The 13,091-nt window shown below is 49.4% G+C and carries 16 protein-coding genes; 13 read left to right on the forward strand and 3 right to left on the reverse strand.

Annotation, left to right across the window (positions count from 1 at the left end; all coding sequences use genetic code 11):
• Positions 1 to 2 precede the first annotated feature (2 nt).
• The 11 genes from urtC to ureG all read left to right on the forward strand — a co-directional run bounded on the left by urtC (position 3) and on the right by ureG (position 8,203).
• Complete coding sequence (urtC, locus tag BM082_RS01150; RefSeq protein WP_074924947.1) at positions 3 to 1,082, forward strand: urea ABC transporter permease subunit UrtC; 1,080 nt, start codon at positions 3 to 5, stop codon at positions 1,080 to 1,082.
• Complete coding sequence (gene urtD, locus BM082_RS01155) at positions 1,079 to 1,975, forward strand: urea ABC transporter ATP-binding protein UrtD (protein ID WP_074924948.1); 897 nt, start codon at positions 1,079 to 1,081, stop codon at positions 1,973 to 1,975. The genes urtC and urtD overlap by 4 nt, the downstream gene beginning before the upstream one ends.
• Before the next feature lie 34 nt (positions 1,976 to 2,009).
• A complete protein-coding gene (gene urtE / locus BM082_RS01160; protein ID WP_074924950.1) occupies positions 2,010 to 2,705 on the forward strand; it encodes an urea ABC transporter ATP-binding subunit UrtE in 696 nt (231 codons plus the stop codon).
• Positions 2,706 to 2,746: 41 nt separating this feature from the next.
• Complete coding sequence (locus BM082_RS01165) at positions 2,747 to 3,691, forward strand: urease accessory protein UreD (protein ID WP_074924952.1); 945 nt, start codon at positions 2,747 to 2,749, stop codon at positions 3,689 to 3,691.
• A 63-nt stretch (positions 3,692 to 3,754) separates the two neighbouring features.
• Positions 3,755 to 4,057: an urease subunit gamma gene (ureA, locus tag BM082_RS01170; RefSeq protein WP_017011572.1), complete on the forward strand. Its 303-nt coding sequence runs from the start codon at positions 3,755 to 3,757 to the stop codon at positions 4,055 to 4,057.
• A 9-nt stretch (positions 4,058 to 4,066) separates the two neighbouring features.
• Positions 4,067 to 4,447: an urease subunit beta gene (locus BM082_RS01175; protein ID WP_017011571.1), complete on the forward strand. Its 381-nt coding sequence runs from the start codon at positions 4,067 to 4,069 to the stop codon at positions 4,445 to 4,447.
• Position 4,448: 1 nt separating this feature from the next.
• Positions 4,449 to 6,152 (forward strand): urease subunit alpha, encoded by a 1,704-nt coding sequence (gene ureC / locus BM082_RS01180; RefSeq protein ID WP_074924954.1) that lies wholly within the window; start codon positions 4,449 to 4,451, stop codon positions 6,150 to 6,152.
• 12 nt (positions 6,153 to 6,164) lie between these two features.
• Complete coding sequence (ureE, locus tag BM082_RS01185) at positions 6,165 to 6,632, forward strand: urease accessory protein UreE (protein ID WP_074924956.1); 468 nt, start codon at positions 6,165 to 6,167, stop codon at positions 6,630 to 6,632.
• A 52-nt stretch (positions 6,633 to 6,684) separates the two neighbouring features.
• On the forward strand, positions 6,685 to 6,915 hold the full coding sequence (locus tag BM082_RS01190; protein ID WP_017011568.1) for a hypothetical protein: 231 nt from the start codon (positions 6,685 to 6,687) through the stop codon (positions 6,913 to 6,915).
• A complete protein-coding gene (locus BM082_RS01195) occupies positions 6,881 to 7,549 on the forward strand; it encodes an urease accessory protein UreF (protein WP_017011567.1) in 669 nt (222 codons plus the stop codon). Before BM082_RS01190 ends, BM082_RS01195 begins: the two co-directional genes overlap by 35 nt.
• A 33-nt stretch (positions 7,550 to 7,582) precedes the next feature.
• On the forward strand, positions 7,583 to 8,203 hold the full coding sequence (gene ureG / locus BM082_RS01200) for an urease accessory protein UreG (protein WP_017011566.1): 621 nt from the start codon (positions 7,583 to 7,585) through the stop codon (positions 8,201 to 8,203).
• A 31-nt stretch (positions 8,204 to 8,234) separates the two neighbouring features.
• Here ureG and BM082_RS01205 read toward each other — a convergent pair whose 3' ends face one another.
• Complete coding sequence (locus BM082_RS01205; RefSeq protein ID WP_017015910.1) at positions 8,235 to 8,759, reverse strand: NADPH-dependent FMN reductase; 525 nt, start codon at positions 8,757 to 8,759, stop codon at positions 8,235 to 8,237.
• 201 nt (positions 8,760 to 8,960) lie between these two features.
• Between BM082_RS01205 and BM082_RS01210 the strand changes: the two genes are divergently transcribed.
• Positions 8,961 to 9,860, forward strand: a complete 900-nt coding sequence (locus tag BM082_RS01210) for a LysR family transcriptional regulator (protein ID WP_017015911.1) — start codon at positions 8,961 to 8,963, stop codon at positions 9,858 to 9,860.
• A 118-nt stretch (positions 9,861 to 9,978) separates the two neighbouring features.
• On the opposite strand, the gene BM082_RS01215 is transcribed toward BM082_RS01210, so the two are convergent.
• Together BM082_RS01215 and BM082_RS01220 are read right to left on the reverse strand one after the other, a co-directional pair.
• Positions 9,979 to 10,929 carry a TDT family transporter gene (locus tag BM082_RS01215; RefSeq protein ID WP_017015506.1) on the reverse strand — a complete coding sequence of 317 codons (951 nt, stop codon included), beginning with the start codon at positions 10,927 to 10,929 and terminating at the stop codon, positions 9,979 to 9,981.
• A gap of 595 nt (positions 10,930 to 11,524) precedes the next feature.
• On the reverse strand, positions 11,525 to 11,995 hold the full coding sequence (locus tag BM082_RS01220; protein WP_074924959.1) for an RNA-binding S4 domain-containing protein: 471 nt from the start codon (positions 11,993 to 11,995) through the stop codon (positions 11,525 to 11,527).
• Between the two features lie 749 nt (positions 11,996 to 12,744).
• Here BM082_RS01220 and BM082_RS01225 point away from each other — a divergent pair.
• Positions 12,745 to 13,044, forward strand: a complete 300-nt coding sequence (locus tag BM082_RS01225) for a DUF6916 family protein (RefSeq protein ID WP_017009957.1) — start codon at positions 12,745 to 12,747, stop codon at positions 13,042 to 13,044.
• Positions 13,045 to 13,091 lie beyond the last annotated feature (47 nt).

A 13,091-nucleotide genomic window follows, 5' to 3' on the forward strand; every position in this document is an offset into this window, starting at 1 on the left:
TCATGGACCGTCGATTATTTGATAAGCCAAGTACCACACTGATTGCCTTATTGGGATTAAGCATTGTGTTAGTGCCGGTGTTGAATCTATGGGTACCTGCAGGGAACGTATTCCACCTAGAAACCTACACCGTCTCCTTGCTGGGTAAATACCTTTGCTACGCCATTCTCGCGCTTTCCGTCGATTTGGTATGGGGCTATCTCGGTATTCTGAGTCTTGGGCATGGCGCTTTCTTTGCGCTTGGGGGTTACGCCATGGGCATGTATTTAATGCGCCAAGTGGGTGATCGCGGTGTGTATGGCGACCCGCTTCTGCCGGATTTCATGGTGTTCCTTAACTGGACCGAATTACCGTGGTTTTGGCATGGCTTTGACCAGTTTTGGTTTGCCTGCGTGATGGCGGTTGCTGTGCCGGGTGCACTTGCGTTTGTGTTCGGTTGGCTCGCGTTTCGTTCGCGGGTATCGGGTGTGTACTTGTCCATCATGACTCAAGCGATGACGTTCGCCTTAATGCTGGCGTTTTTCCGCAATGAAATGGGGTTTGGTGGCAACAACGGCCTGACCGATTTTAAAGATCTCCTTGGCTTTAGTTTGCAAAGCGATACCACCCGAGTCGGTTTATTTATGGCAACAGCCCTCGGCTTGATCCTTACGTACCTGCTGTGCCGTGGGATTGTCAGCAGCCGATTGGGGGCGTTAGCCATTGCCGTTAGAGATGCTGAATCTCGCGCACGTTTCGTTGGATTTGCTGTAGAGAACAGCAAGCTTTGGTTATTTGTTGTTTCAGCCGCGATTGCAGGGATTGCAGGTGCGCTTTATGTACCTCAAGTCGGGATCATTAACCCCGGCGAATTTGCACCGATCTTGTCGATTGAAATCGTGGTTTGGGTCGCCCTTGGCGGACGCGCAACGCTTTACGGTGCCGTGATTGGTGCTGTGATTGTGAACTACGCAAAAAGCTGGTTCACCGTTGAATTCCCAGAGATTTGGTTATTTGCATTGGGGGCGCTCTTCGTTGCGGCCACCTTGTATTTGCCAAAAGGGGTAACAGGGCTTTGGACGAAGCAGGAGACGAGCCAATGATGGCAAGAACACTATTGCAACAAGGCTTTGACCATCAACGCGAAAATGTATTGGATTCGGACGAAGGTGGTTCGGGTTTTCTGAAAGATTTTACGCGCAGAGATCAGGTCTTTAGCTTCCTCAAACCGCCTTACAACCCCAAGGTCGACATCAAAAATGACATGTTGCTCTACGTCGAAGGTGTCTCGAAATCGTTTGACGGCTTCAAAGCCATTAACGATTTAAACCTCTATATCAAGAAGGGCGAGCTTCGCTGCATCATCGGTCCAAATGGCGCGGGTAAAACCACCATGATGGACATTATCACGGGGAAAACGCGTCCAGACGCAGGGGAAGTGTGGCTGGGGCAGAGACTCGATTTGCTCAAGATGGATGAAGCTGACATTGCCAATGCGGGCGTTGGGCGGAAATTCCAAAAACCCACCGTGTTTGAAGCGCTGACTGTGTGGGAAAACCTTGAACTTGCCATGGCGGGTAATAAGGGCACGTGGCAGATGTTTCGAGCGGTGTTAACCGGTGAGCAAAAATGCGACATCGAACAAGTGTTAGAGCTAATAGGCTTAAAAACGCTGTCGAAAATGATCGCTGGAAAGCTCTCACATGGACAAAAGCAATGGCTGGAAATTGGCATGTTACTGATGCAAAAACCCACCTTGTTGCTGGTGGATGAGCCTGTTGCGGGCATGACGCACCAAGAGATGGACCGTACCGCGGAATTGCTGCTTTCTCTTGCCGGTTCGCATTCGGTGATGGTGGTGGAACACGACATGGACTTCGTGAGAAGCATTGCGTCAACGGTGACGGTTTTGCACCAAGGGCATGTGCTTGCGGAAGGAACAATGCAAGCCATTCAAGACGATGCGCGTGTACGAGAAGTGTACCTCGGCCAATAGTCCATTGATGGACGAACGATCAGAAGGAAACGACATGCTGGAAGTGATTGGCGTGAATCAACGTTACTGCGACAGCCAAACATTGTGGGATTTATCGCTCACGGCGCCGAAGGGAAAATGCACGGTGGTGATGGGGCGAAACGGCGTCGGCAAAACCACCTTGATGGAAAGCATCATGGGGCTGCTTGCGATTGACGATGGGCAAATTGTGGTTGATGGCAAAGACATTGCGAAGAGCCGTGCAGAGATGCGGCCGAGAGACGGTGTTGGGTATGTGCCACAGGGGCGTCAGATCTTTCCCATGTTAACCGTGGAAGAAAACCTGCGCATTGGACTGCCTATTCGCCCGAAGCATGACAGGAAGATCCCTGCGTATATCTATGAACTCTTTCCGGTGCTTGCAGACATGAAGCGTCGATTTGGGGGCGATTTGTCAGGCGGCCAGCAGCAGCAACTTGCGATTGCGCGCGCCTTGGTCATTGATCCGAGTTTGTTGCTTTTGGATGAACCGACAGAAGGGATCCAGCCCAACATCGTGCAGGAGATTGGCGACATCATTACACGCCTGAATCGCGAGATGGGACTGACGGTATTGCTGGTGGAGCAGAAACTGCCTTTCGCCCGCAAGGTGGGCGATCATTTTTGTTTGGTTGACCGCGGTAAGAATGTCGCAAGTGGCGAAATGGATGCGCTATCAGACGAACTTATTCGCCGCTATTTGACGGTATAGCGTGTGGCGATAACGAATAAAAAACAGGTGATGGACGTTTCATGACACAAGTTACCCAGTGCGAAGACATCAAAAACGATGAAGCCACTGAGCAAGCATTTGCTGCAACGTCCTTGCCGGTAAGAGGATGGGAAGCAGAGTTAGTGCTTGGCTACGAGGTGAGCCGAGACAAAACCGTACTCCGACATAGCTCGCACCGAGGGCCATTGGCGATTCAACGTGCTTTGTACCCAGAGGGCGGCGTTTGCCATAGCCACGTATTGCACCCGCCAGGGGGCGTTGTTGGTGGTGATTCTCTTGATGTAAAAGTCACTGCATCAGACGAAGCGCAAGTGCTGCTTACGACACCGGGCGCGACACGTTTCTACCGCTCTGATGGTCGCATCGCGACATTAGAGCAACATTTTAACGTTGGCGAGAGTGCGCGGTTGGAGTGGGTTCCGCTGGAAAATATCGCTTTTCCTGGCGCGATATTGGCCACGCAAACTGATTTTCGGCTCTCATCGAGCTGCCAGTTTATTGGTTGGGATATTTGGACCTTAGGGCAACCAGCAACACAGACGCCTTTTGGTCATGGCGATCTCAATGGTCTAACACGCGTGTTTGTTGATGATGCGTTACTGCTTTGCGAGCGCCTTCGTGTGAACGCGGAGAGCCAACGTTTTCCGGCGTCTTCACTGAGGCACCTTCCCGTTTGCGGCACCTTGATCATGTATGACGGAAAAGCAGAACAGGGTTATTCAGATAGCCAAGGCCACACACTGTGCGAGCGATTAGTTGCGTGGTGGGAGGAGCAGCGCGCGGATTTCCAATTGCGCGATCCTGCACTCACGGTTGGCTTCACGGTGTGCGATGGTTTGCTGATTGTACGAGCGCTAGGTGAACAAACGGAAGCGCTGTTTGCGGTGTTCACACACCTATGGCAATGCGTGCGACATGAGTGGACAGGTGTGATACCCGACATTCCCCGTATTTGGCGGACGTAACGTTAGACCAGTGACGCGCAGCGCAAAGGCTGAAAATATGATGAATACAATGAGGAGAGCACGATGGAGCTAACCCCACGAGAAAAAGACAAACTCATGCTCTTTACAGCGGCATTGCTGGCGGAGCGGCGAAAAGATCGAGGGTTGAAGCTCAATTACCCTGAAGCCGTCGCCCTGATCAGCGCCGCCATTATGGAGGGCGCGAGAGACGGTCGCACCGTTGCAGAATTGATGGATTTTGGACGCACAATTCTCACGGTTGATGATGTGATGGACGGCGTGCCGAGCATGATCCACGACGTGCAAGTTGAAGTGACTTTTCCTGATGGCACCAAATTGGTGACCGTTCACGATCCCATAGTGTGAGGCGCTGATATGTCCCAAAGTTCTCAAACCGCAGTTCATGGCTTTGTGCCAGGAGAATTGCGTGTCAAAGACGGTGAAATAGAGCTCAACGAAGGACGAGCGACCATCATGGTGCATGCGGCAAACACGGGCGATCGTCCGATTCAAGTGGGTTCGCATTATCACTTCTATGAAGTGAACGATGCACTGACGTTTGACCGGGAGGCCACCAAAGGTTTTCGTTTAAACATTGCATCAGGTACCGCGGTGCGTTTCGAGCCTGGCCAAAGCCGAACTGTTGAGCTTGTCGCTTACGCTGGTACACGCACAGTGTTTGGCTTTCAAGGGCGATGCATGGGCGCGATTGATACCGCGATGAATGCTAACACCCCCGACGATAAGGACGATTGATATGGCAAAGATCTCACGTCAGGCCTATGCCGAAATGTTTGGGCCAACAACCGGTGATTGTTTGCGCCTTGCTGACACCGAGCTTTGGTTGGAGGTGGAAAAAGACTTCACCATCTATGGTGATGAAGTGAAGTTTGGCGGCGGTAAAACCATCCGTGATGGGATGGGACAAAGCCAGCGCCCAAGTGCGGAAACGCCGGATTTGGTGATCACCAATGTGGTGGTGCTGGATTATTGGGGCATTGTAAAAGCCGATGTCGCTGTGAAAGCAGGGCGTATCGAAGCCATTGGCAAAGCCGGTAACCCTGATATTCAAGATGGCATCGACATTGTGATTGGCCCGGGTACAGAGGTGATCGCGGGTGAAGGTCAAATTCTCACTGCTGGCGGTATTGATTCTCACATCCACTATATATGCCCGCAACAGATTGATGAAGCGCTCACGTCAGGTGTCACGACCATGGTTGGCGGCGGCACAGGACCAGCCACCGGCACGAATGCAACCACTTGTACGCCGGGGCCTTGGAACATTCACCGTATGCTGCAATCGTTGGATGCGTTTCCAATGAACTTTGGTTTGCTTGGGAAGGGCAACGCCAGTTTGCCAGAATCGCTTGAAGAACAAGTGGCCGCAGGCGCGTGTGGCTTGAAACTCCATGAAGATTGGGGTTCGACACCTGCAGCCATCGACAACTGCATGTCGGTTGCAGAAGCAACAGACGTGCAAGTTGCGATTCATACCGACACCCTGAACGAATGTGGCTTTGTGGAAGAAACCTTGGCGGCCATTGGTGATCGCGTCATCCATACCTACCACACCGAAGGGGCGGGGGGCGGTCACGCGCCTGACATTATCAAAGCGGCGGGCTTGGCGAACGTTTTGCCCTCTTCAACGAATCCGACCCGACCATACACGGTCAACACGGTTGACGAACACTTAGACATGCTGATGGTGTGCCACCACTTGTCGCCAGCCATCGCCGAAGACATTGCCTTTGCGGAATCTCGCATTCGCCGTGAAACCATCGCAGCCGAGGATCTTCTTCACGATCTTGGCGCTTTCTCGATGATCTCATCTGACTCGCAAGCCATGGGGCGTGTGGGGGAAGTGGTGATCCGGACATGGCAAACCGCACACAAAATGAAAGTGCAGTTTGGCGCATTAGAGGGCGACCCAAGCCATAGCGATAACCAACGCATTAAACGTTATGTCGCGAAATACACCATCAACCCAGCCATCACGCACGGTATGGCGCATGAAGTGGGTTCGATTGAAGTCGGGAAACTTGCGGACTTGGTGCTTTGGAAACCTGCGTTCTTTGGCGTTAAACCTTCGCTCGTCATCAAGGGCGGGTTAATTGTTACCGCGCCGATGGGTGACCCGAACGGGTCCATTCCGACACCTCAGCCAGTGCATTATCGCCCGATGTTTGGCAGCTACGGCCGAGGTCCTGCAACGAGTTCACTGCTCTTTATGTCGCAGTCTTCCATTGAGAACGGCGTGCATGACATGTTGGGTCTTCAAAGCGGTATCAGCGCAGTAAAAGGCTGTCGGACCATTCGTAAGAAAGACATGAAACTTAATGATTGGCAGCCCAATATCGAGGTTGATCCACAAACCTATGAAGTGCGCGCCGATGGCCAATTGCTGGTGTGTCAACCCGCTGATGTGTTGCCAATGGCGCAGCGTTATTTCTTATTTTAAGTGGAGGTGAGAATGATTGAATTCACTCAGCGAATTAGCGCTGAACATGACAAAAACCACGCATCTCCTGTCACTGGCACGGTCAGTTTGGGCATTGATGCGCGCATCAAAAGTCGTATCAAAGTCGCGTTAGACGATGGACGAGATGCGGGCCTATTACTTCCCCGTGGTATCACGCTTCGCGATGGCGATGTGTTGGTTTCTACTGACGGTGAACATGTCCGTGTGGTGGCGGCAGAAGAAAAAGTGTCAACGGCGAAGGCCGATTCTCCACTTCTGTTAGCAAGATTGAGTTATCACCTTGGAAACCGCCATGTGCCGCTCCAAGTTGGTGATGGTTGGGTGCGTTATCAACACGACCATGTGCTCGACGAGATGGTGGGATTGTTAGGGGGAGAGGTGATTGTCGAAATGGCGCCGTTTGAACCCGAAGCGGGCGCATACGGTGGTCACTCTTCTGGTCATCACCATCATCACTGATGGCACCGCAAAAGTATTTGTAAAAAGAAATAATGAACAAGGAAAAGTAAACATGAAAAAGACAACACAACTTGCTGCAGCCTGTGCAGTGTTTATTGGGTTAATTGCGCTGCCAGCATCGGCACACCCTCATAAAGAGTCAGCCAGCGGCGACTCTATTGTTAATACGGTCACGCATGATCATGCTGGCGGCGTTGTCACGACAAACGCGTGTGTGGGCAAAAACAGTGATAAAGAGACCTCTGCTGATGACTGCACAGTATCGCCTGTTTCAACTCATTAGCCCGTCACTGCCTGTCGGTGCATTCAGTTATTCCCAAGGGCTTGAGTGGGCGATTGAATGTGGATGGGTAGGGAGCCAATCCGATTTAACGGATTGGCTTAATAGCTTGGCGTTTGATTCGATGCAATACCTCGAACTGCCTGTGTTGCGTCGTTTATATCGTGCATTTGAATCACATGATGTTGAAGCGGCAGAGTACTGGTGCCAATGGTTATATGCCAGTCGTGAAACTGCGGAGTTTAGGAAAGAAGAAACCCAACGCGGCAGAACCATGTTGACCTTGCTCAAGCAACTCAAGGTGGTGGATGAGGGAGACGTTTGGGCGAGCATTGCGCAAAAAAGCCAAATAGCGGGCTTTGCACTTGCAGGCGTACGTTGGGGCATTGATGAAGAAACCCTGTGTGAAGGTTATATCTGGAGTTGGTTAGAAAATACCGTGATGGCGGGTGTAAAGCTTATCCCTCTCGGGCAAAAAGCTGGGCAAGAAGTGCTGTTGACGATGACGCCGGTGCTCAATGATGTGGTGGCTGCGTCACATGATGTGATGGATGATCAAGTCGGTGGCTTTGCACCAGCACAAGCCATCGCCTCTAGCCAGCATGAAACACAATATTCGCGACTATTTCGGTCTTAATTCGCAAGGGTTAAGGCGCTAAGGAGAATGATTATGAGCTACAAACAACCTTTACGAGTCGGTGTGGGTGGTCCTGTTGGGTCAGGAAAGACCGCATTGCTTGAAGTATTGTGTAAAGCCATTCGAACCACATACAGCATTGCCGTGGTCACGAATGATATTTATACCCGCGAAGATCAGCGAATTTTGACGGAAGCACAAGCTTTAGATGCTGACCGCATTGTGGGTGTCGAAACAGGCGGGTGTCCGCACACGGCCATAAGGGAAGATGCCTCTATGAACCTGGAAGCCGTGGACAGCTTGGCGCGCCATCATAAAGATTTGGATGTGGTGTTCGTTGAGAGCGGCGGTGATAACTTGAGTGCGACGTTTAGCCCTGAGCTTGCTGACCTCACCATCTATGTTATTGATGTGGCGGAAGGGGAGAAGATCCCGCGCAAAGGTGGCCCCGGCATTACCCGCTCAGACCTGTTGGTCATCAATAAAATCGATCTAGCCCCTTATGTTGGCGCAGATCTCAATGTAATGGAGGCGGACACGAAACGGATGCGTAAAGACAAACCGTACGTGTTTACCAATCTCAAAGAGAAGCAGGGGTTGAGTGACATTATCGCGTTTATCGAGACGGCGGGGATGTTAAAGAAAGCGGGCTAATCGCCCGCTCTTTTCTTGAGGATGTCGACTATTAAGCCAAGGTATTTACCGCATCTTGAAGCTGTGCTTTTAGCTCGTCGTTGCGCATTGTTTGCGTTTCTATGTCGAAGTTATCATAGAAACTTGGCACAGAAAGCGAGCCTTTCACCTCTGCGGCAAAGTAAGGGGCTGAACCGACAGCGCCTTGAAGCACAGAACTTGCGCCGCCAGGGCCTGGTGATGTTGCAAGGAATACCACAGGCTTGCCTTGGAACACTTTCATGTCGATGCGTGATGTCCAGTCGAACACGTTCTTGTAGGCCGCGGTGTAAGAACCATTGTGCTCAGCAAAAGAGATGATGATGGCATCTGCGTCGCCAATTTTTGCAAAGAATGCTTTTGCTTGTTCAGGCTGACCCAATTCCGCTTCGCGGTCTGAGCTGTAGATGGGCATTTCAAAATCGTTCAAATCGAGCGTTTCTACTTCCGCACCTTCAACAAGGTTTGCTGCATAAACCGCCAATTGTTTGTTGATTGATTGAGAGCTGTTGCTTGCGCCAAATGCTAATACTTTCATTGTGTTTTCCTCTAAGAATTCGTGTTTTTCTCGCCAAGTGGCGTCAGGTCATAAGCCAGTGAGTTTGGTTGACGTCTTATGTCTTGAGGTCACTATAGATATATTCCATACGAAAATTAATAGTGTTTTTGAAGAATGATTGTTTCCATATGACATGTAATTGCTTATGCTTTATTTCTGGTACGGCTTGAGACGTTAGAGATGAACACACAATTGCTTGATGGAATGGTGATATTTCGAGAGGTGATGAAGTACGGCAGTTTTACCAAAGCCGCTGATCGCACGGGGCATTCAACGTCCTATATAAGCAAAGAAATTAATAAGCTGGAAGAACGTTTGGGTGTGCGCCTTTTACATCGAACAACACGTTCATTGAGTCTAACGCCGGAAGGTGAGTTGTATTACGAGCAGTGCCGTCAGATTGTTCAGGATGCAGAAGAGCTCGAAAACGCCATGCTGGGCCGTCAGGTTACGCCCAAGGGAAACCTAAAAATAAGCTGCCCAACCAGTTTTGGTTTGACGCGCTTAGCGCCTCTTTTGCGGGGCTTTGCCGATGCATACCCTGACATCACGCTAAACATTGAACTTAATGATCGAAAAGTTGACTTGGTGGCGGAAGGGTTTGATATCGCTGTGCGCGCTTCACAGGCACTCGATGATTCAAGCTTGATTAGCCGTAAAATTCACTCGTCACACGCGGTGACGATCGCTTCACCGGCTTATCTCGAAAAGCATGGATTCCCGACGCATCCCAAAGAGCTCGTTAATCATAAGGTCATCAGCTACAGCAACATCCCGTCTTACAATACATGGCGTTATAAAGATCATGATGGCAGTGCGATTGATGTGGAACTGGAAAGCTTTGTTGTGAGTAACAGTTCGCAGTTAGAGCTTTTATTGTGCATTTCTGGCGAAGGCATAACACGTATGCCGCTGTTCAACTTAAATGGTGAGATTGATTCTGGCGAGCTAGTGGAATTGTTTACTGATTTTCCGCGCACCAGTATTGATGTGTTTATTGTTTATCCAAGCCGTAAACATATGTCCTCGAAGGTACGCTGTTTCATCGATTTTCTTATTGACGCTATGGACGAGCAATAGAGCCAATGATCCTTGTTGCATGGCGCTTAGCGCCGGCTCCTTATTTAGGACGGGACACATCAATAGAAAAAGCCCCAAGAAGGGGCTTTTTTGCGTTCTAATGGCTATATGCTTTTTGCTATTTGCCGAAACCGTAATGTCGTATGTAACCCACGCTAACCCAAGCGACAAGCAGAGTTGCAACGGTTAGCTCTGCCAATCCCAGCCGTTCGAGCCATGCCCAGTGCGCATGATCTTTCTCAAGCCATATTGTGAGTCGTTCCATGGCGACGGCGCTGATCACTGAAGGGAAGGTCAGTGCCGCGATCGTCGGCTGAAAAGGTTCTTTTAATAAGTCGACATAACACAGATAGACAAAGAGCGTCATCATGATCCCAACGCCGGCAAGCGCGCCCGCCAAGACTGGATCGGGGTTCGGTAAGTTAACCAAGTAGGCAGTGAGGGCAAGGTTAACGGGGGCTGCCATAATGGCGAGTACTGGACGACTGTTTTTCGGCAAGCTTTCTAAAAAGCACAGACGGTAAAGCACAAAGGGCAGCATGAAGAAGTATGCACCAATGCAAACGTGCGCCAGCAAGGCCGATTCATCGGTAAACCCTAGCTTCGGGGCGGCCAGCGTGCTGCTAATTAAGCCGACAGGGTACAAAAACCAGCTTGGGTAGATATTGCACTTCTCAAACGATTTGAACTGGTGAAAGAAGAAGTAACAAGCCATGAAGACGTGCATTGTCATGGCGGGATACCAAATCATGGCTGCGGCTTTGGTATCAAATTCCGCAAGGAAGTCGGCCATCAATAGCAATGACATGGTCATTGGTGCCATGAGGCTGCCATAGAGAGGATCCCGAAGATCTTGTAAAAAGCGTTTAGGTTCGAAGGCGTATTTCAGCCACACAGGCGCGATTAAGAAAATGCCAATGACCGATAAGAGCGGGCGCGTGAGTTCCCCTGTCGGAGGATGGTAAAGCGTCCATGCGACGCCGAGGCCAAAAAATGCCATCGCGAGAGAAGACTGTGCGGTTGGCACAAATCGAAAAGGGGAGCGAAAAACGGAAAGTTCAGTATCCATGACTATTTTAATGCTGTGTTTCGAGCGGCCATTATACGTGCGGTTTTGAACAATTAAGAATGTCGATCCGACCTTAATTAATGATTTTAAACCGTATGTGTGATGAAGACACAAGAGCGATGCGTAAAACCCACATTATGCAACGAACGCAAAGCATAATCCCTGCCGACATTATGTGATGATGTTAACAAATTGTTGTTTACGGAAACTAGGTCACATTCATAGAAATGAGATGTGGAAGGGGTAAAAGAGCGGCCTATACTCAAGATGCACCCAAAGAGAACCTTATGACGAATAGAGGACTGAGCGACAACGCTACACATCATCGGGCAACAGAAAGCCGATGTGGATTTGGGTTGCAAAACAATTTGGAGCGTTACATTAGCGTAGTAATACGCCACAGATAGAGATAAGACCTTGCTTTCTAACAACCCGTGATTTTTAAACTCGCGAGGTAACGGTGCTCAACGAAATGAGCAATGCAGGGCACGAAATATCGACGTAAAGCAATTTCACAGTATTTCTTTTAATCAATGTAGAATAATCAAAAAGCCACCCGCTAAGGTGGCTTTTTTCTTTGGAAATAAATAGAACATCAGAAAGAAATAGAACGTCGACCAGATGTGGAACGAGAGCGGGTGTCGGTATCTGATTCTTTTGCAGGCTTTTCGCTTTGTTGGCTTTTGCCTTTGCTGTTAGATGCTGTTGCACTCAATCCGTTTTTCTTTGGTTGTTTTTTAGCAACAGGGGCCGGTGCAGATTGAGGCGCTGCTTCGTGGCTTTGCTTATTCTCACGCGCTAAACGTGGCTCTGTGGGTGCTGGTGGGGTATCACACAACAGCACGTAGAACTCTTCATTAAAAGCAATCACATCGCCGTCGTAAATCTTGCAACGTTTACGCGTTTCTAGTTCGCCATTCACAATCACGTAGCCTTCAGCGATAGCATGTTTTGCTTCGCCGCCGCCACTGACTGCATTCGCCAGTTTAAGCACTTTGTAGAGTTCGACAGGTTGAGAGCTTACTTCGATGCCGATCGCTTCAACTTCAAATTCTTCGTGTGTCATGTCTGTATGTCTCTATCACTATTTCGAGGCAGTGTAACTGAACATGCATTTCGACACTACGAATAGTGGCGTGTGTGCTCACCAAAAGTCGGTGAAATTGAATAAATCGTTTAAATTTCAGTCATTAAGTGCGTTGGTGCATATGATCTGTGATCTGTACAACATAGATTCGGCGAGAATCACTTGAAAGTTGAAACCTAATGTAATAAAAATGGTCGTAACGTGACAGTTGATTAAAAACCAATCTAATTAACGCTGTCGCTTGTGCTGCTTCTTTAAAGCACATGGAGAAGAGGTCCTCTACAAAAAAAGAGGAAGTTAGCCAGCTAATGGCATCCGTGTTTTAGGAGGCAGGTTTATCAACTCAGGAATGTAATGTCGTTTTGTGATTCATCAAGGTGAACGCGAAATTACGCATTTTAACCTGATAAAAAAAAGAGGTGTTTATGAGTAACAAAAGCAGACGCCTGTGGTTCTACCATCAAAATAGACCACAAACCACGCGTCCACTAAAAATGCGCTAGTCGCAACAAATCCAGAAACGTCGCTACGGCGTTTCTGGTTGTAATACCTTCCTTCAAGTGTCATCTCCTTACCTTGTTTACCTAATCTCAGACTTCACCCGAAAAATTGGGGTAACTGTCAGAAAAACCGTTGTAAATCCGTATTATCCTGCACAAAGTGGCTACAATTTAGTCTATACAGCTCGTTGAGCGTGGACGTAAAAAGTAAGACTCAGGAGATAGTCGATGAACGTATTGTCGTGGGAGAATATTTCAAAGCTAGAGGGCCAATCTGTCCAGCTGATCGATGGCGCAGAAAATGAGTACGAAGTGCTTGTTGAATCCGTCAACGAAGAAGAAGGGAACGGCACCACCATTGATGATCGTCTCGTCGAACATTACACCATTGTACTCGTTGGTCCTGAGGATGCAGAGTTTCCTCAAGGCAACTATCTCATCTCTCACCATTCCATGGGTCAGCAAATTTTGTACATGATCCCTGCAAAGAACAATCACTACACCATTACGATGAACACGGAAGCATAAGCACCTCAACACCTCGTCACTACACCTACTCTCGTGAGCGTCTTGGG

The sequence above is a fragment of the Enterovibrio norvegicus DSM 15893 genome (genome assembly GCF_900115495.1).
Taxonomy (GTDB): domain Bacteria; phylum Pseudomonadota; class Gammaproteobacteria; order Enterobacterales; family Vibrionaceae; genus Enterovibrio; species Enterovibrio norvegicus.